Source organism: Enterobacter mori LMG 25706 (assembly GCF_000211415.1).
Taxonomy (GTDB): domain Bacteria; phylum Pseudomonadota; class Gammaproteobacteria; order Enterobacterales; family Enterobacteriaceae; genus Enterobacter; species Enterobacter mori.
Genome location: NZ_GL890773.1, coordinates 155,983 through 173,688, shown reverse-complemented (window position 1 = coordinate 173,688; position 17,706 = coordinate 155,983). Strand labels below are relative to the sequence as shown.

Sequence of the window (17,706 nt, the reverse complement as noted above, 5' to 3'; positions counted from 1 at the left end):
TTACCTGGACGCTGTCTCAGGCATCTCTCCCGGCTGATTTTTACAATGCTGCAAAAATCAGCTCGGGAGTAACTCAGTCATGCTGGCCTTCTTAAATCAGGTGCGCAAGCCGACCCTGGATCTGCCGCTCGACGTGCGGCGCAAGATGTGGTTCAAACCGTTCATGCAGTCTTATCTGGTGGTCTTCATCGGCTACCTGACCATGTACCTGATCCGCAAAAACTTTAACATCGCGCAGAACGACATGATCTCCGCCTACGGGCTGAGCATGACGCAGCTGGGGATGATTGGCCTGGGCTTCTCCATCACCTACGGCGTGGGGAAAACGCTGGTTTCCTACTACGCGGACGGCAAAAACACCAAGCAGTTCCTGCCGTTTATGCTGATCCTCTCCGCCATCTGTATGCTCGGCTTCAGCGCCAGCATGGGCGCGGGTTCCGTCAGCCTGTTCATGATGATCGCCTTCTACGCCCTGAGCGGTTTCTTCCAGAGCACCGGCGGGTCGTGCAGCTACTCCACCATCACCAAATGGACCCCGCGCCGCAAGCGTGGTTCGTACCTCGGCATGTGGAATATCTCCCACAACCTCGGCGGGGCGGGTGCGGCAGGCGTGGCGCTGTTCGGCGCGAACTACCTGTTCGACGGCCACGTGATCGGCATGTTTATCTTCCCGTCGATTATCGCCCTGATTGTTGGCTTTATCGGCCTGCGCTACGGCAGCGACTCCCCGGAATCCTACGGCCTCGGTAAAGCCGAAGAGCTGTTCGGCGAGGAGATCAGCGAAGAGGACAAAGAGACCGAAGAAAACGAGATGTCCAAATGGCAGATCTTTGTTGAGTACGTGCTGAAAAACAAAGTGATCTGGCTGCTCTGCTTCTCGAACATCTTCCTCTACGTGGTGCGCATTGGTATTGACCAGTGGTCGACCGTGTATGCCTTCCAGGAGCTGAAGCTTTCTAAAGAAGTGGCGATTCAGGGCTTCACCCTGTTCGAAGTGGGCGCGCTGGTCGGCACGCTGCTGTGGGGCTGGCTCTCTGACCTCGCCAATGGTCGTCGCGCGCTGGTGGCCTGCGTCGCGCTGGCGCTGATTATCGCCACCCTCGGCGTCTACCAGCATGCCAGCAACCAGTACGTTTATCTGGCGTCCCTGTTCGCGCTCGGCTTCCTGGTGTTTGGTCCGCAATTACTGATCGGCGTGGCGGCAGTGGGCTTCGTCCCGAAAAAAGCGATCGGCGCCGCCGATGGGATTAAAGGCACCTTCGCCTACCTGATCGGCGACAGCTTCGCCAAACTGGGTCTGGGGATGATCGCCGACGGTACGCCGATTTTCGGTCTCACCGGCTGGGCAGGCACCTTCGCCGCGCTGGATGCGGCAGCCATCGGCTGTATCGTCCTGATGGCGATGGTTGCAGTGCTGGAAGAACGTAAAATTCGCCGTGAGAATCGTGCGCAGAAGCAGAAATTGAAAGCAGCCTGAGTGTGCAGGTGACTTCTTTGCCCGGTGTGTGATGCCGGGCTTTTTTTATTCAGTGAGTTAAGACCTACCCCAGAACAAAAATATCCCCAGTTGACGGGGTGACTGCGTCCGGCAACCACAAATTGCCCCATTTACCCGTACAATGGCAGCCCATTATTTTGTCGGGCTGTAGGCCGCGCAGAAACTGCCTGACTGCCCAGAGCTTACGCGGTGACGCACAGCGAAGATGGAAACCGCCGAAAATTGCATGGATATGATTGATACCGGTTATTCTCTGGCAGTGACGCACAATATCAATCAGCCCTCGGTGCCCACAGCCAATAAAAATAATCAGGCCACGGTCAGACTTATAAATCAGAACCCCTTCATCTTTTACATAATCCGCATTCGCATTTTTACTGCCGATAACACCATATGCGTGCGGTTTGGCGACAGGGATCTCCCCTGACCACATAAAGCGCTCCCCAAGCTGGAGCGGGGTACGGCTGTATTCCATGCGATAGCGTGAATAATCATTATTCAGCGACAGTTTTTTTAGTCTGGCGGTATACCCCGAAAACCGTATTGCCGAATAGCGCTCGCAGGCCACGTGGGGATGGCATACGATCCGGCAATTATCCGGTAACCACGGAACGCCGCCGCAATGGTCATAGTGCCCGTGAGACAGTACCGCTGCGGTCAGGCAAGTTAAATCGACTCCCATCAGGCCTGCGTTATGCAGGAAGCTATCATCAGGACCGGTATCAAACAGAATGGAATCATTTTCATCCTGTATAAACAGGCTGAGCCCTGCTTTGGCCCGCAGTGAGCTTTTAGCGTTATGGTTAGGCCGATTCTCCAGCAGGACACTGATTGTTATGGACATGTTCGCTCTTTCCCTGAAGTCATGATTCGTTACCGCCACCCGTTGACCATACACCCTGGAAATACAATCGTCCCCATAAAAACTAAAACGACTTTTCTGCCCTTTTTCCAGCGCTTTTCAGTTCACTATTATGGTTCTGCCCGCTGTTGACGCCCTGCGTTTCCCGCTATGATGAGCGGCTAGTCTAAGGAGAACGCATGGTCTGGATAATGCTGGCAACGCTTGCCGTGGTGTTTGTGGTGGGATTTCGTGTCCTGACCTCAGACTCCCGCCGCGCCATCAAACGTTTAAGCGAGCGTCTGGGTATCACCCCGATGCCGGTCGAGTCGATGATCGACCAGTTTGGAAAATCCTCCGGGAATGAGTTTGTCCGCTACCTTGAGCGCCCCGACGAGGCACATCTGCAAAACGCCGCCCAGGTGCTGCTTATCTGGCAGGTGTGTATTGTTGATGCTAGTGAAGAGAACCTGCACACCTGGCACCGCATGTTGCGTAAAGCCCGCCTGGCCGCGCCCATTACCGATGCGCAAATTCGTCTGGCGCTTGGCTTTATGCGCGAGATAGAGCCGGACCCGCAGGAGCTAAACGCCTTTCAGCTGCGCTATAACCAGCTCTTCCTGCCGGAAGAGGGCGTGTTTTACCTGCACTGATCCCCTGTAAAAACGACAAAAGTTGTCAAATCGTTAAATCCGTCACACTTTTGATGATAAACTGCGCGACTTTTCCGCACGTTTTTATCTTCAGGTGACGCCATGACAGAACATATCCAGCCCACGACCAGACCGCAGACCAAAGAGGTTTCTCGCCCCAACTGGTCGGCGGTTTTCTCCGTGGCGTTCTGCGTCGCCTGCCTGATTACCGTTGAGTTTCTGCCTGTGAGCCTGCTGACGCCGATGGCGCAGGATCTGGGCATTTCCGAAGGCGTGGCGGGGCAGTCCGTTACCGTCACCGCCTTCGTGGCGATGTTCGCCAGCCTGTTTATTACCCAGGTGATTGGCACTATCGACCGCCGCAAGGTGGTCATCCTGTTCAGCGTGCTGCTGACGCTCTCCTGCCTGCTGGTCTCCTTTGCTGAAAGCTTCACCCTGCTGCTGCTCGGTCGCGCCTGTCTTGGTCTGGGACTCGGCGGCTTCTGGGCGATGTCGGCCTCGCTCACCATGCGCCTGGTGCCCGCGCGCACGGTGCCAAAAGCGCTGTCCGTTATCTTCGGTGCGGTCTCTATCGCGCTGGTGATTGCTGCGCCGCTCGGCAGCTTCCTCGGCGGGATTATCGGCTGGCGTAACGTCTTTAACGCCGCGGCGGTGATGGGGCTTCTCTGCATTATCTGGGTGTGGAAAGCGCTGCCGTCCCTGCCGGGTGAAGCGGCGCATCATAAGCAGAACATGTTCGCGCTGCTGAAGCGCCCCGGCGTGATGGCGGGGATGACTGCTATCTTTATGGCCTTTGCCGGGCAGTTTGCCTTCTTTACCTATATACGCCCGGTGTTTATGACCATGGCGGGCTTTGACGTGGACGGCCTGACGCTGGTGCTGCTGAGCTTGGGTATCGCCAGTTTTGTTGGCACCTCGCTGTCGTCGCAGTTTCTGAAACGCTCCCTGAAAGTGGCGCTGGCGGGTGCGCCGCTGGTGCTGGCGCTGAGCGCGGCGGTGCTGGTGCTGTGGGGCAGCGATAAGTGGGTGGCCTCTGCGATTGCGATTATCTGGGGCTTTGCCTTTGCGCTGGTGCCGGTGGGCTGGTCGACGTGGATCACCCGCACGCTGGCCGATCAGGCGGAAAAGGCCGGGTCGATTCAGGTGGCGGTGATCCAGCTGGCGAACACCTGCGGCGCGGCCATTGGCGGCGTGGCGCTCGACCATCTGGGGCTGACGTCACCGCTGGTGATTTCCGGCACCCTGATGCTGCTGACGGCGCTGCTGGTGGCAGGGAAGGTGAAGGCGAAGTAGTAAATTCCCCCCTCACCCTAACCCTCTCCCCGCAGGGGAGAGGGGACTGCTCGGTGCTGTCTTTTCACCCTCGCCCCTTTGGGGAGAGGGCCGGGGTGAGGGGACATCAGGCTATGCCGATGCCTTAACCCTTCTACGCGAATCCATCGAAATCAGCACCACCGACGACACAATTAGCAGCGTCCCCAGCCAGTCCGGCAGGGTGAACGCCACGCCCAGCAAAATCACCGACAGCAGCGCGCTGCTCAGCGGCTCGGCGCAACTCAGAATGCTCGCCTTCGGCCCGCCGATCATCTGTGCGCCTTTCAGGTACAGGCTGAACGTCAGCGCGGTGCCAATCACCACCAGATAGAAAAAGGCCAGCAGCAGGCTGCCGTCAATCACGAATGTGGTCCCGCGCCCGGCGTAGAACGGCGTCAGCATTAACCCGGCAATCAACATGCTCCAGCCGACAATCGGCAGCGGGCCGTAGCGGGCGATAAGCGTCGACGGGTACGTCGTATAAAACGCGGCGGCAAACGCCGAGGCGATACCGAAGAACAGCGCGGCAGGCGAGATGGAGAGCGAGGTCGGGTCGCCGTGGGTGACCAGCAGGAAGGTGCCGACTAGCGACGTCATGATGGCGGACAGGACAAACACGCCGGGGCGCTTTTTCCGCGCCAGGGCGAACCACGCCACGATGATGGTCGGGGACAGAAACTGCAGCACGGTGGCGGTCGCAGCGTTGGATTTTTCAATCGTCAGCAGAAAGGTGAGCTGCACGGTGAGCGCGCCGACGAGCGAGAAAATCAGCAGGCTGAGGGCGTCTTTGCGATGCCTGATGACCGAGAAAATCTTGTCGCCGTGAACGAAGGAGAGCGTCAGCAGGATCACGCCGGTAAACAGCAGGCGAACCATGGTCAGGTAAGGCGAAGAAATGTGGCTTTTCTCCATGATGTACTGCGCGCAAACCCCCGAGCTGCCCCATAAAACGGCGGCGATCAGGACGTTTAGCATCCCTTTAGGTGTGGAACCCATATTCTCCCCTGCGATGTTGTCGTTAATTCGGTCAACAGCATAGCATGGTTGTGTGCGGCCTGATGCCCTCACCCCGGCCCTCTCCCACGGGGAGAGGGAGCAAACACTCAAAACGGCAACGTTGCGTTGCCGTTTTGCTTTTACCTTAGAACCACGCCTCCCACATCGCGCCGACGTTGAAGTCGTCGAGGGTTTCGTCTTTGGTGTTGTTCACGCGCGCGGTGCGCTCGTTATCCACTTTGCCGCCGGTCACGTAGAAGCGCAGCATCGGACGGAACTCCGGCCCCATGGCGATGGACATGTTCTGCGACAGGGTCAGCTTCCAGCCCTTGTTATCGCCGCCGTTGTCGTAATCAACGTGCTGCCAGCCCGCTTCCAGCCAGGTGGAGTGAACGTCGTTCCACCAGTGCATTGGGCGCACGATGGCATTGTAGTTCTTACGGTTGTCGGTCTTATCACGGCTGTTGTCGTAGTCGTGGAAGGCGAGGATGTACTCCACCTGCGTCGCCTGGGTGAATTTGTACAGCCCTTCGAAGCTGGCGTAAACCGTGGTCAGATCCTCGGTTTTGTTGAACACGCTGTTGTCCGCGTTATCGGAGTAGCGGGCAATCACCTTGTTCACGCCGCTGTCGTTGGTGTGGCTCAGCACCACGCCGCCCTGCCAGGCGTTCAGACGTTCATCGCTCTCCACCGCCTTGGAGTCAAAGCCGTAGTTGGCGTACAGCTCCATGTCGATCGGGCCGAGCTTCATGCCGTGGATTTTTGAGGTCGCGGCGTAGTTACCTTTGTCGCCCGTGCCGGAACCGCCGGTACAGGTGATGCGCGACGGGTTGGCCTCATCTTCCATCACTTCCGGACTACAGGATTCCACCGCCGCCACGGCGGCCACGTCGAACTGCACGCCGCCGATGTCGAAGTTCTTCACCCCGGCGCCCTGGCCGTCGTGGTTCATCCAGAAGTAATCGTTGATGCCCTGCTGCGGACGCTGGTGGAAGTCACGACCGGCCCAGAAATAGGCATTCGGGTTGGAGGCCATAATGTTGGTCACGCCCGCGTAGGCTTTTTTCAGGTTAACTTCGTCGCCCCAGTGGTCGATCATCACGTTAACGTCCCAGATGGCGCCGTTTTCCCCCTTGAAGGCCTTGGAGAGCTGGAATTCACCGCCGTTGCCTTCGTTACCCAGACGACCAATGGCGGACGCGCCGTTGTAGGAGCCGTCCACCGCCACGTATTTCTGATCGGCGGCCTGGAAGTGCGCGCCGTAGCGGGCGTAGCCGGTAAACTTAATGCCGAACGGAATCGCCATGTCCGGCGATTGCGCCGCGCTTTGCGGCTCGGTCACCACGTCCGCTTTTTTCGCGACCGCCGCATCCATTTTGGCCTGACGTTCGGCCAGGGCTTTATCCACCGCTTTTGCCACAGTGGCGTCGATTTGCTCCTGCGTGAATTCTTGTGCGAGCACGGAAATTGGGCAAAGCGCGGCGATAACCGCCATGGTTAATGGAAGTTTTTTAATCGTATTCATGGTTATCTCAATATAGTTTAATTTTATTCAGACAATAACCATCCCGCTCCGATCTGACAGAGTATGTCGCTATCATCAGAACAAGTGGAATTCTATTTAAGGTACAGAGGTATTACAGTAATTTATTTCGCCATAGGCTATCTCTGATATAAATGAATAATTTCTTCGGATAATTCACGCGCTAATAAGGAATTCATTAAATGATCCTGCGCGTGCACCATGATTAACGTCATCGGCTGGCGTCCTTCGCCCGCATCCTGCTCGATCAGTTTGGTCTGCATCTTGTGCGCCTGGCGCGAATAGCCGTCGGCTTCGCGCAGCAGGCTTTTGGCCTCGTCAATGTTGCCCTGACGCGCCGCGTGCAGTGCTTCAAAGCACAGGCTGCGGGACTGCCCGGCGTTGACGATAATTTCCATTACGGCTTCTTCTAGTGCGATCATCATCATTACCCTTTATCAAAGCTATTATTTAAGGCGGTGGCGGCAAACCACTCCCCGCTTTTCTTAATGGTGCGCTGCTGCGTCTTTAAATCGAGCTGGATAAATCCGTAGCGATTTTTATACGCGTTACACCACGACCAGTTATCAATAAACGTCCACATATGGTAACCAAGACAATTGCACCCTTCGCTAATACCCTTATGCAGCCAGGCTAAATGCTCGGAAATAAACTCGATGCGGTATTGATCGTTAATCTGGCCATTTTCAATAAAGCGCTGCTCATTTTCGACGCCCATGCCGTTTTCAGAAATAAAGCAGCGTGGGTTGCCGTAATTGTCGCGCAGGTTAACCAGAATATCGTAAATACCCGGCTCGTAGATTTCCCAGCCGCGGTACGGGTTCATCTTGCGGCCCGGCATCTCGTAGTTATCAAAGAACCACTCCGGCATAAACGGCGCCTGCGGGTTCACCGCGCTGTCGCGGCACTTCACGCGACGCGGCTGATAGTAGTTCACGCCGAGCAGGTCGATTTTCCCTTCCGCAATCAGGAAACCGTCTTCCGGTTTACAGGCGGGTAATTGATCGTAGGATTTCAGCAGCGCCACCAGGTCTGCCGGGTATTCACCGCGCAGAACCGGGTCAAGGAAGCTGCGGTTAAACATCAGGTCTGCGATGTGCGCCGCCTTCACGTCTGCCGGATTCTGCGAACGCGGGTATGACGGCGTCAGGTTCAGCACGATGCCAATCTCCCCCGCGTAATGCCCGGCGCGGTAGGCTTGCACCGCCTTCGCATGGGCCAGCACGGTGTGATACGCCACGGTTGCTGCCCGACGAAAATCCACCACGTTCGGATAGTGGAAGTCGTACAGATAACCGCCTTCTACCGGCACGATCGGCTCGTTGAAGGTAAACCAGTGCAGCACGCGATCGCCAAACAGCTCGAAGCACATCTGCGCATAGCGGGCGTATGCGTCCACCACGTCGCGGTTTTCCCAGCCGCCGATCTCCTGCATCGCCATCGGCATGTCGAAGTGGAACAGGGTGATAAACGGCGTGATGCCCTGCTCATTCAACTCATCAATGACCTGATTGTAAAAATCGACCGCTTCCGGGTTCACTTCACCGATACCGTCGGGGATCAGGCGCGCCCAGCTAATCGAGGTGCGAAAGCTGTTGTGGTTCAGCTGCTTTAACAGCTGAATGTCCGTTTTCCAGTGCTGATAAAACGTGGAGGTCTGCTGCGGCCCCACGCCATTGTGAAAACGGTTCGGCTCGCGGGCAAACCAGTAATCCCATGTGGTTTCGCCCTCTCTTGCTCCTTCGGTCTGGAGAGCGGAGCTTGCGCTGCCCCACCAGAAGTTATCGGGAAATGCGTATTTCATGACTCTTCCTCTTTGACTTAATTGCTGGCGGCTTCAGCGTTACCGACGGTCGCCTGAGCTTTCTGCTCTTCGTTTTTGATGAGCGTACGCTCATAAGCGCGCAGGAACGGCAGGTACATCAGCGCGGACATCACCATACAGACCAGGCACATCACCACCGGGCTGAGCGCCCAGTTCGCCGCCCATGACGCACCAATCGGTGCAGGGGTGGTCCACGGGGTTAACGAGACGACCTGTGCCAGCCAGCCGAGCTTGGTTGCGCCGTACGCCAGGCAGGCGTTGACCAGCGGAACGAACACGAACGGGATAAACAGCATCGGGTTCATGATGATCGGCGCGCCGAACAGAATCGGTTCGTTGATGTTAAAGAAGCTTGGCACCACGCCCATTTTGCCGATGGTGCGCAGATGGGTCACGCGGCTGCGCAGCAGCAGGAACGCCAGCGGCAGCGTGGAGCCTACGCCGCCAATCAGCAGGTAGTGATCCCAGAAGCCCTGCAGGTAAACGTGCGGCAGCGCCGCGCCAGCCGCCAGCGCCGCCTGGTTTGCGGAGAGGTTAGCCATCCAGAACGGGTTCATAATGCCGGTGACAATCAGCGAGCCGTGGATACCCGCAAACCAGAAGATCTGGCACAGCAGCACGGAGAGCAGAATGGCGGGCAGGGAGTCAGAGGCGGACACCAGCGGTTCCAGCAGGTGCATGATCGCCTGGGGAATGATCATTCCGGTCTGCGCTTCAATGAACAGGTTCAGCGGGTGCAGGGTGCCGATCACCACCATCACCGGGATCAGGATCTCAAACGAACGCGCCACGCCGGTCGGGACTTCTTTCGGCAGACGAATGGTCACGTTGTTCTGCTTCAGCCACGCGTAAACGCGGGTGGCGTAAATTGCGGTGATCAGCGCGGTGAAGATGCCCTGGCCGGAGAGATACTGCGTGGAGATCTTGCCGTCGGCATACGGCGCGGCGACCAGCAGGAAGGCCATAAAGGCCAGCAGGCCGGACATCACCGGGTCGAGGTTAAACTGACGACCCAGGCTCGCCCCAATCCCCACCGAAATGAAGAAGGTCATGACGCCCATGCTGAGGTTAAACGGCAGCATCAGCTGCTCGCGGTAGGTCTGGGAGAAATCCAGCCAGCCGCGGGCAAAGCTGTTGGTGGTATCCGCCGAAAACGGCGGGAAGATGAACACCAGCATAAACGAGCCGATGATCATAAACGGCAGCGCGGCGGTAAATCCGTCGCGGATTGCAATCACATACTTTTGCTGACCCAGCTTCGCGGCCAGCGGGGTAATTGACTGCTCAATCACCGCGACCATGGATTGATATAACGAACTCATGTGAACACCTTTTAGTGTGCCGCTTCGATGAGCGACAGAGCATAGTCCAGTACTTTATCGCCACGCTGCATGCCGTAGTCCATCATGTCGATGGGCTGTACCGGAATGCCTTGCGTCGCCGCCTTGTCTGAGAGTGTCTTTAACATGTATTTCACTTGCGGTCCGAGAAGGACAACCTGGTATTGCGGAAACTGCGTATCAAATTCGGAAACACCGTACGCATCAATCTTCACCGGCAAACCACGTTCTTTCGCGACATCGACCATTTTGCTGACCAACAGGCTGGTGGACATCCCGGCAGAGCAGCACAGCATAATCTTGAACATCGACAACCATCCTCTAAATGTAAAAAGTTATTGCGGAGATGATTGGACATCATACGGAAACCGGTTTCCATTTATAAAAGACAGAAGTGTGACAACCATCAAGAAGCTGTGCTTATGGGGCCTATTACCACGATCTGCATCACGGAATTTGGCTGTTGTGACGTCATTTTGAGTGGAAACGGAAAATCGGTTTCCATGAAAAACGGAAACGGATATACTCCGTTCTGGCTATAATGTGAGCCGTAGCGGTAATGGAATTTGCAGGCGTGAAGTTGGCCTGCCAGGGGAGAGAGATGTCTACAATCAACGATGTATCACGTCTGGCCGGGGTGTCCAAAGCCACGGTATCACGGGTGTTGAGCGGGTCACGCGGCGTGAAGGAAGCCAGCCGTCAGGCCGTTCTGAAAGCGGTGGATGAGCTGAACTATCGTCCTAACGTGATTGCACAATCACTGCTAAGCCAGTCGACGGGCTGTATTGGCGTGATTTGCGCGCAGGAAAACATTAACCAGACCACCGGTTATCTGTACGCGCTGGAAAAACAGCTCAGCCAGCATCAAAAACATCTGCTGCTGCGCTTCGCGCATAGCAAAGCGGAAGTGATGCACGCCCTTGAAGAACTCTCCTGCGGGCTCTGTGATGATATCCTGGTGATTGGCGCCCGTTTTCCGCTGGACGTGGATATGGAAAACGTCATTCTGGTCGACTGTATGGAGGCTGATAACGCCAACAGCATCCAGTTCGATCACGCGTTTGCCGCCGAAACTGCCTGTAACTACCTCACCAGCCAGGGGCGTCGCCAGATTGCGCTGATCCACCCGCACGGCAGCGGTTTTGCCGACCAGGTGCTGCTCGGCTACAAGCACGCGCTGGAGAAAAATTTTCTGCCCTTTAATCGCAACCTGGTCTTTATGGACGCCACCTCCTCATCCGTTGCGCTGCAGGAGCTGCTGAACAACGCCAGCACCCTGAATTTCAACGCGCTGCTGGTGGCGGACGAGCAGGAAGCCCAGCGGGTGATCCCGCAGTTGCAGGCGTTTAACAAATCGGTGCCGGACGACATCATGGTCTTCAGCCTGGGCGGATCGCTGCATCTGCCGGGTATTCCGGTGATCCCGGCGATTGAATATTCCATGGACGCCATGGCGGCGCGTATTGTGAGCTGGCTGACGGAGAAAACGCAGATGCTGGGGTCGTACGTGCTGCGCGGGGATTTAATTATTCCGGATATGCGGAAGCGTTAAACGTGTGATGTAGGCCGGGTAAGCGCAGCGCCACCCGGCGAGCAGCATTCAATAGTCTTCCATGCAATCCACCTGACTGACGGCATCCCAGTAGGCGTCCAGATTGTCGCGCTTCACGGCGGTGATGGCGTTTTTGATCAGCAGCTGGTTGGCCTCCGACGACAAAATCATTGCCTGCCAGGCCTTATCGCTCTGCTTTTTCTGTGGCGTGCAGGTTTTCTTCACATCTTTCAGAACCTGCTGTTTTATCTGGGCATCTTTCGCCGGATCGTCCTTCTCCTGAGCGTGGACAAACGCGGCGAACAACAGGCAAACGAGCAGGCAAACCAGGTGCGCAGCTTTCATCGAAACCTCCAGTTAACGTCACATGCTTCCCATGAAATATATCGTTACATTCAGTGTAGCGATTCCAGCCGAAAGTATGATTTTCTCTTTTCTGCGCATGAGAATCGCCCACCGATGAGGTTACTGGATCCCGCCGCCCAGCGACTGCCACAGCGTGATGCGGTTTTCCAGGTCGGTTTGCTGCAGCGCAATCAGTGATTCCTGTGCCGACCACAGCGACCGCTGCGCGGTAAGCACCGTCAGATAATCCCCCGCGCCTGCCTTATAGCTGCGCGTTGCCACATCCAGCGTTTTTTGCTCCGCCGCCACGTATTCTCGCTGGGCATCCAGCTGCTCGCTCAGCGTTTCACGGCGCGCCAGCGCGTCGGCCACGTCCTTAAACGCGCTCTGGATGGCTTTCTCGTAGGTGGCGATCAGTCCCTTCTTCTCCGCTTCCGCGTAGCGCAGCTGTGCCAGGTTGTTCCCGCCGCTAAACAGCGGCAGGGTGATGGACGGTGCAAACGACCAGACCTTCATCCCGTGGCTGAACAGGGAGGAGAGCGAATCGCTGCCGACGCCCGCGCTGGCGGTGAGCGAGATGGTCGGGAAGAAGTTGGCGCGCGCCGCGCCGATGTTGGCGTTGGCGCTCAGCAGGTTATGCTCGGCCTCCTGAATATCCGGGCGACGCAGCAGCGCGCTGGAGCTGACGCCCGCCGGGATCAGCGTGATGGCATTATCGCTCAGGCTCTCCAGCGTGCCGGGTAGCAGGTTCTCCGGCACCGTATCGCCCGCCAGCAGATTAAGGGCGTTTTTGTCCTGCATCACCAGCGTCTGGTAGCTCGCCACGCTGGCGCGCGCCTGCTGGTAAACCGCCATCGCTTCACTGACGTCCGTTGCCGCCGCCACGCCCACCTCACGCTGACGCTTCACAATCTTGAGCGAGTTCGCCGCGCTCTCCATTGTGGATTTCGCCAGCGCCAGGTTGCTGTTATCCGCCGCCAGCGTCACCCAGGCCGTGGTCAGCTCGCTAACCATCGTCAGGCGCGTATTCTGCGCGGTGAATTCGCTGGCAAGCCAGGTTTCACGCGCGGCGCGGGAGAGGCTCTGGTTGCGGCCAAACAGATCCAGCTCGAAGCTGGAGACCGCGCCGTTGGCTTCGTCGCTGGTGGTCACGCCGCTTGCCAGCGTGCGGCTGCGGGTGTGGCTCAGCTCGGCGTCTACCGTCGGGAACAGGGACGAGCGCGTTTCACCGTACTGGGCGCGGGCGGCGTCGATATCCGCAATCGCTTTTTGCACGTCACGGTTGCTGTTAAGCGCCATCGTCACCACGCTTTTCAGCCGCGCGTCGTTCATCACCTGCTGCCACTGGCTCACCACGGCGGTAGCTTCGCCGTGCGCGCCGGGTAAGGTTGCCGGGACGGGGGCGTCCGGGCGTTGATACGTTGGGTCTAACGACACACAGCCTGCGCTCAGCAGGGCTAACGCTAAAATAGATACACGAAACATTATGACCTCCGGTTTGCGTGCTTACCGGAGAACAGACGTTTCACCAGTACAAAGAATAAGGGGACGAAGAAGATCGCCAGCAGCGTCGCGGCCAGCGTCCCACCGATAATGCCGGTACCGATTGCCACGCGGCTGTTGGCACCTGCCCCGGTTGCCACGGCCAGCGGCGTAACCCCTGCGATAAACGCCAGTGAGGTCATGATGATCGGACGCAGACGCGTCTGAGCGGCACGCAGCGCGGCGCGCGTCAGGGAGTACCCTTCCGCGACTTTGGCTTCGGCAAATTCCACAATCAGGATGGCGTTCTTCGACGACAGGCCAATGGTGGTCAGCAGCGCCACCTGAAAGTAGACATCGTTGTTCAGGCCACGCAGGGAGGCGGCGACGGCTGCGCCCAGCACGCCAAGCGGGATCACCATGATGACCGAAATCGGTACTGACCAGCTCTCATACAGCGCTGCCAGGCACAGGAACACCACGAGAATGGAAAGGGCATAAAGGCTCATCGCCTGACCGCTCGCCAGTTTTTCCTGTAGCGACAAACCGCTCCACGCCCATGTGCTGCCGGACGGCAGGCTGTTTGCCAGCTGCTCCATTTTGCTCATCGCCGTGCCGGAGCTGGCGCCGCTGGCGTTTTCGCCCTGAATCTCATACGCCGCCGAGCCGTTGTAGCGTACCAGGCTTTCCGGGCCGTACTCCCAGCGGGTGGTGGCGAAGGCGGAGAACGGGGTCATGGTGCTGTCGCTGCCGCGCACATACCATTTGTTGAGATCCGACGGCACGGCGCGATAGTCGCTGTCGCCCTGGATGTAGACCTTTTTCACGCGGCCGCGATCGATAAAGTCGTTCACGTAGGTCCCGCCCCAGGCGCTGGAGAGGGTGTCGGTGACGTCGCTCAGGGACAGCCCCAGCGACACGGCCTTGTTGTTGTCGATATCGACCTGAAGCTGCGGCATCTGCGGCAGATCGTTGGCGCGCACGGCGTGCAGCGAGCTGTCCTGGTTGGCTTGACCAATCAGCTGGTTACGCAGTTTCAACAGCGCGTCACGGTCGGTGCCGCCGCTGGCCATCAGCTCAAAGGTAAAGCCGTTGCTCTGGCCCAGACCGTCCACCGCCGGCGGCGTCATGGCAAAGATGGTCGCATCGCGGATGGTGCTCAGCTCCTGCGTGGCGCGCAGGGCGATGGCCTGCGCGGTATTCTCATCGCCTTTACGCTCTGACCAGTTTTTCAGAGAGACAAACGCCATCCCGGCGTTCTGGCCGCTGCCGCTGAAGCTGAAGCCTTCAATGGTAAAGATCACGTTGGTGTTGGCTTTCTCTTTGGTGAGGAACCACTCGCGCACCTGGCGGCTGACTTCGGCGGTACGCACCGTCGTCGCGCCGGCTGGCAGGGTGTACTGCACCATGATTTCGCCCTGGTCTTCCGTTGGCAGGAAGCTGCCCGGCAGCTTAAGCATGGCGAAGCCCATTGCGCCACAGAGCAGGGCGTAGATGACCAGCATGCCGCCGGAGCGGCGCAGGGCCCGCAGCACCTTGTTCTGATAGCCATGCTCGGTCCTGCTGTAGAAGCGGTTAAACGCGCCGAAGAAACCTTTCTTGTGCGGAGCCGTGTGGCTCAGAATTGAGCCGCAGAGCGCGGGCGTCAGGGTCAACGCCACCACCACGGAGAGGAACATCGCCGAAATGATGGTGACCGAGAACTGACGGTAAATCACCCCGGTGGAGCCGCCGAAGAAGGCCATCGGCAGGAATACCGCAGAGAGCACCAGCGCAATGGCGATCAGCGCGCCGGAGATTTCGCCCATCGATTTTTCGGTGGCTTCGCGGGCGGGCAGGCCTTCGTCGCGCATAATACGTTCGACGTTTTCCACCACCACGATGGCGTCATCCACCAAAAGCCCAATCGCCAGCACCATCGCAAACAGCGTCAGGGTATTGATGGAGTAGCCGAACAGCGCCAGCACGCCGAAGGTGCCCAGCAGAACAACAGGTACCGCCAGCGCCGGGATCAGCGTCGCGCGGATGTTGTGCAGGAACAGGTACATCACAACCACCACGAGGATAATGGCTTCGAACAGGGTCTGAATCACGTCCTCAACGGAGATCTTAATGAACTCTGTGCTGTCTTTCGGGTAGGCCACGTCGTAGCCTTCCGGCATCGACTTTTTGAACTCAGTAATCTTGTCTTTTACCGCCGTCGCAGTGTTGAGCGCGTTCGCACCCGGTGAAAGCATGACCGCCATACCCGCCGCCGGGTGGCCGTTGAGCTTCGCGGTGGCGGTATAATCTTCGCTGCCCATCTCCACGCGGGCGACGTCGCTGATGCGCACGACCGCGCCGTTGGACTGGCTCTTCACAATGATGTTTTTAAACTGATCCACCGTCTGCAGGCGCGACTGGGCGCGGACGGTGGCGGTCAACTGCTGGGCGTTTGACGAAGGCAGTGCGCCGATTTTACCGGCGGAAACCTGCACGTTCTGGGCTTCAATCGCGCTCTGCACGTCGGACGGCATCAGCGAGTAGGACGCCAGCTTCGCCGGGTCGAGCCAGATGCGCATGGCGTATTCCGCACCGAACACCTGCAGGCTGCCAACGCCCTCCACGCGCGCCAGCGGATCCTGCATATTGCTCACCAGCCAGTCGGCGATATCCGAGCTGCTGGCGGTGTCGGTTTTATCGTACACGCCCATGATCAGCAGGAAGTTGCTCTGCGATTTCTCGACGGTAATGCCGGATTGCTGCACCTCGGTCGGCAGGCGAGATTCCGCCTGCTGAACCTTGTTCTGCACCTGTACCTGCGCGGTGTCAGGGTCGGTTCCCTGCTCGAAGGTGACGTTGATGCTTACTGACCCGTCCGAGCTGCTGGTGGAGGTGAAGTAGAGCAGGTTATCCAGCCCGGTGAGCTGCTGCTCGATCACCTGCGTCACGCTGTTTTCCAGCGTCTGCGCGGAGGCACCGGTGTAGGTGGCGGAGATCTTGATCGACGGCGGGGCGACGTCCGGGTACTGCGCGACCGGCAGCGAGCGGATAGCCAGCATCCCGGCGAGCATGATAAGAATGGCGATAACCCAGGCAAAGACCGGGCGACGCACGAAGAAACGGGAAAACATCAGGCGTTTCCTCCACTGGCTTTCATCTCTTCGGCTTTCACTTCCTGCCCGGCGGTCACCTTGTCGGTGCCTTCCACAATCAGCTTATCGCCCGCCTTCAGGCCGCTCAGCACCAGCCATTTGTCGCCGTAGGTGTCGCCCGTTTCCAGCTGACGCTGCTCGACCTTGTTGCTGGCATTCACCACCAGCGCGGTAGCGGTGCCTTTGGCGTCGCGGGTGATGCCCTGCTGCGGTGCCAGGATCGCGTCGTTCATGATGCCTTCATCCACTCTGGCGCGGACAAACATCCCCGGCAGGAGCTGATGCTGCGGGTTCGGGAAGACGGCGCGCAGCGTGACGGAGCCGGTTGATTCATCCACCGCCACTTCGGTTAACGCCAGGCGGCCTTTTTCACCATAGGTGCTGCCGTCTTCGAGGATTAACGACACGCTTAGCGTATCGCTATTGGTGGCAAGGGTTTGCTTGCGTAAACGCAGCAGATCGGCGCTGGAACGTGTGAGATCGACGTACATGCTGTCGAGCCCGCGAATGGTGGCGAGGGCGGTATCCTGCTGAGCGGTCACCAGCGCGCCGGGGGTGACGGAGGAGATGCCGATACGTCCGGCAATCGGTGCGGTCACGGTGGTCCAGTTGAGGTTAATGCGCGCGCTTTCCTGCGCGGCCTTCTTTGACTCGACGCTGGCCTTGTCCTGTGCGCAGGTGGACTTCGCGTCCTCTGCATCCTGACGTGACACGCCGTCATCTTTCACCAGCTGCGCATAGCGCTGGGCCTTCTGGCAGTCGGCCTGCACCAGCGCCTGCGCCTGCTTTAGCGCCGCGGCGGCTTCATCGTAGGCGGCGCGGTAGCTGGAAGGGTCAATTTGATACAACGCCTGTCCGGCCTTGACCGTATCGCCTTCGGTGAACAGCCGCTTCTGGATAATGCCGCCTACCTGCGGGCGCACTTCGGCGCTCATGGCGGCGGTGGTACGGCCCGTCAGCTCGCTGACGACGGAAACAGGCTGGCTCATGAGCGTGACAATCCCCACATCCGGAAGAGGACGCTGGGGAGCAGATGTTTGCGCATTATCGCACCCTGTCAGGAGGAGTAATGCCGCGATGGAGGTTGTTATGGTTTTCATAATCTTTTTCCAGGGTGAACGATGCCTGCCCTGTTAATCGCTTAACAGGGAGGAGGGCTATTTAAAGGCACAGCGATACCGCA

15 protein-coding genes are annotated in these 17,706 nt (G+C 58.2%); 4 read left to right on the top strand and 11 right to left on the bottom strand.

Annotated features, from left to right (window positions below):
• Positions 1–79 precede the first annotated feature (79 nt).
• Positions 80–1,477 (top strand): hexose-6-phosphate:phosphate antiporter, encoded by a 1,398-nt coding sequence (gene uhpT / locus ENTMO_RS0101485; RefSeq protein WP_010426524.1) that lies wholly within the window; start codon positions 80–82, stop codon positions 1,475–1,477.
• A 64-nt stretch (positions 1,478–1,541) separates the two neighbouring features.
• Here the strand turns inward: uhpT and ENTMO_RS0101480 are convergent, their stop codons facing one another.
• The gene (locus ENTMO_RS0101480) at positions 1,542–2,342 is read right to left on the bottom strand and encodes an MBL fold metallo-hydrolase (protein ID WP_010426523.1); all 801 of its coding nucleotides are present in this window, start codon (positions 2,340–2,342) and stop codon (positions 1,542–1,544) included.
• 197 nt (positions 2,343–2,539) lie between these two features.
• Here ENTMO_RS0101480 and ENTMO_RS0101475 point away from each other — a divergent pair, with 197 nt between their 5' ends.
• The gene (locus ENTMO_RS0101475) at positions 2,540–2,992 is read left to right on the top strand and encodes a DUF1198 domain-containing protein (protein WP_010426522.1); all 453 of its coding nucleotides are present in this window, start codon (positions 2,540–2,542) and stop codon (positions 2,990–2,992) included.
• A 102-nt stretch (positions 2,993–3,094) separates the two neighbouring features.
• On the top strand, positions 3,095–4,285 hold the full coding sequence (gene nepI / locus ENTMO_RS0101470) for a purine ribonucleoside efflux pump NepI (RefSeq protein WP_010426521.1): 1,191 nt from the start codon (positions 3,095–3,097) through the stop codon (positions 4,283–4,285).
• Positions 4,286–4,396: 111 nt separating this feature from the next.
• Here the strand turns inward: nepI and ENTMO_RS0101465 are convergent, their stop codons facing one another.
• The 6 genes from ENTMO_RS0101465 to ENTMO_RS0101440 form a co-directional block, all read right to left on the bottom strand.
• On the bottom strand, positions 4,397–5,302 hold the full coding sequence (locus tag ENTMO_RS0101465) for a DMT family transporter (RefSeq protein ID WP_010426519.1): 906 nt from the start codon (positions 5,300–5,302) through the stop codon (positions 4,397–4,399).
• 145 nt (positions 5,303–5,447) lie between these two features.
• The gene (locus ENTMO_RS0101460; protein ID WP_010426517.1) at positions 5,448–6,827 is read right to left on the bottom strand and encodes a carbohydrate porin; all 1,380 of its coding nucleotides are present in this window, start codon (positions 6,825–6,827) and stop codon (positions 5,448–5,450) included.
• A 137-nt stretch (positions 6,828–6,964) separates the two neighbouring features.
• Positions 6,965–7,267: a PTS lactose/cellobiose transporter subunit IIA gene (locus ENTMO_RS0101455; protein WP_010426515.1), complete on the bottom strand. Its 303-nt coding sequence runs from the start codon at positions 7,265–7,267 to the stop codon at positions 6,965–6,967.
• 5 nt (positions 7,268–7,272) lie between these two features.
• Positions 7,273–8,649: a glycoside hydrolase family 1 protein gene (locus ENTMO_RS0101450; RefSeq protein WP_010426514.1), complete on the bottom strand. Its 1,377-nt coding sequence runs from the start codon at positions 8,647–8,649 to the stop codon at positions 7,273–7,275.
• Positions 8,650–8,666: 17 nt separating this feature from the next.
• Positions 8,667–9,992 (bottom strand): PTS cellobiose transporter subunit IIC, encoded by a 1,326-nt coding sequence (locus ENTMO_RS0101445; RefSeq protein ID WP_010426512.1) that lies wholly within the window; start codon positions 9,990–9,992, stop codon positions 8,667–8,669.
• Positions 9,993–10,003: 11 nt separating this feature from the next.
• Positions 10,004–10,318 carry a PTS sugar transporter subunit IIB gene (locus ENTMO_RS0101440; RefSeq protein WP_010426508.1) on the bottom strand — a complete coding sequence of 105 codons (315 nt, stop codon included), beginning with the start codon at positions 10,316–10,318 and terminating at the stop codon, positions 10,004–10,006.
• Positions 10,319–10,611: 293 nt separating this feature from the next.
• Here ENTMO_RS0101440 and ENTMO_RS0101435 point away from each other — a divergent pair, with 293 nt between their 5' ends.
• Positions 10,612–11,562 (top strand): LacI family DNA-binding transcriptional regulator, encoded by a 951-nt coding sequence (locus ENTMO_RS0101435; protein WP_010426506.1) that lies wholly within the window; start codon positions 10,612–10,614, stop codon positions 11,560–11,562.
• 48 nt (positions 11,563–11,610) lie between these two features.
• Here the strand turns inward: ENTMO_RS0101435 and ENTMO_RS0101430 are convergent, their stop codons facing one another.
• From ENTMO_RS0101430 to ENTMO_RS0101415, 4 genes are all read right to left on the bottom strand, one after another.
• Positions 11,611–11,907 (bottom strand): YicS family protein, encoded by a 297-nt coding sequence (locus tag ENTMO_RS0101430; RefSeq protein WP_010426504.1) that lies wholly within the window; start codon positions 11,905–11,907, stop codon positions 11,611–11,613.
• Positions 11,908–12,027: 120 nt separating this feature from the next.
• A complete protein-coding gene (locus ENTMO_RS0101425) occupies positions 12,028–13,392 on the bottom strand; it encodes an efflux transporter outer membrane subunit (protein ID WP_010426503.1) in 1,365 nt (454 codons plus the stop codon).
• Entirely contained in the window at positions 13,392–16,502 is a 3,111-nt protein-coding gene (locus ENTMO_RS0101420; protein WP_010426501.1) for an efflux RND transporter permease subunit, read from the bottom strand. The genes ENTMO_RS0101425 and ENTMO_RS0101420 overlap by 1 nt, the downstream gene beginning before the upstream one ends.
• Positions 16,502–17,623, bottom strand: coding sequence for an efflux RND transporter periplasmic adaptor subunit (locus ENTMO_RS0101415; protein WP_029484915.1), 1,122 nt, complete (start codon positions 17,621–17,623; stop codon positions 16,502–16,504). The genes ENTMO_RS0101420 and ENTMO_RS0101415 overlap by 1 nt, the downstream gene beginning before the upstream one ends.
• Between the last annotated feature and the right edge of the window lie 83 nt (positions 17,624–17,706).

Excerpts from the sequence above, each read along its gene's own strand:
- ENTMO_RS0101425 (WP_010426503.1), bottom strand. The coding sequence starts at position 13,392 with ATGTTTCGTGTATCTATTTTAGCGTTAGCCCTGCTGAGCGCAGGCTGT.
- ENTMO_RS0101450 (WP_010426514.1), bottom strand. The coding sequence starts at position 8,649 with ATGAAATACGCATTTCCCGATAACTTCTGGTGGGGCAGCGCAAGCTCC.
- ENTMO_RS0101415 (WP_029484915.1), bottom strand. The coding sequence starts at position 17,623 with ATGAAAACCATAACAACCTCCATCGCGGCATTACTCCTCCTGACAGGG.
- ENTMO_RS0101460 (WP_010426517.1), bottom strand. The coding sequence starts at position 6,827 with ATGAATACGATTAAAAAACTTCCATTAACCATGGCGGTTATCGCCGCG.
- ENTMO_RS0101465 (WP_010426519.1), bottom strand. The coding sequence starts at position 5,302 with ATGGGTTCCACACCTAAAGGGATGCTAAACGTCCTGATCGCCGCCGTT.
- ENTMO_RS0101420 (WP_010426501.1), bottom strand. The coding sequence starts at position 16,502 with ATGTTTTCCCGTTTCTTCGTGCGTCGCCCGGTCTTTGCCTGGGTTATC.
- ENTMO_RS0101445 (WP_010426512.1), bottom strand. The coding sequence starts at position 9,992 with ATGAGTTCGTTATATCAATCCATGGTCGCGGTGATTGAGCAGTCAATT.
- ENTMO_RS0101435 (WP_010426506.1), top strand. The coding sequence starts at position 10,612 with ATGTCTACAATCAACGATGTATCACGTCTGGCCGGGGTGTCCAAAGCC.
- ENTMO_RS0101440 (WP_010426508.1), bottom strand. The coding sequence starts at position 10,318 with ATGTTCAAGATTATGCTGTGCTGCTCTGCCGGGATGTCCACCAGCCTG.
- ENTMO_RS0101455 (WP_010426515.1), bottom strand. The coding sequence starts at position 7,267 with ATGATCGCACTAGAAGAAGCCGTAATGGAAATTATCGTCAACGCCGGG.
- ENTMO_RS0101430 (WP_010426504.1), bottom strand. The coding sequence starts at position 11,907 with ATGAAAGCTGCGCACCTGGTTTGCCTGCTCGTTTGCCTGTTGTTCGCC.
- ENTMO_RS0101475 (WP_010426522.1), top strand. The coding sequence starts at position 2,540 with ATGGTCTGGATAATGCTGGCAACGCTTGCCGTGGTGTTTGTGGTGGGA.
- uhpT (WP_010426524.1), top strand. The coding sequence starts at position 80 with ATGCTGGCCTTCTTAAATCAGGTGCGCAAGCCGACCCTGGATCTGCCG.
- nepI (WP_010426521.1), top strand. The coding sequence starts at position 3,095 with ATGACAGAACATATCCAGCCCACGACCAGACCGCAGACCAAAGAGGTT.
- ENTMO_RS0101480 (WP_010426523.1), bottom strand. The coding sequence starts at position 2,342 with ATGTCCATAACAATCAGTGTCCTGCTGGAGAATCGGCCTAACCATAAC.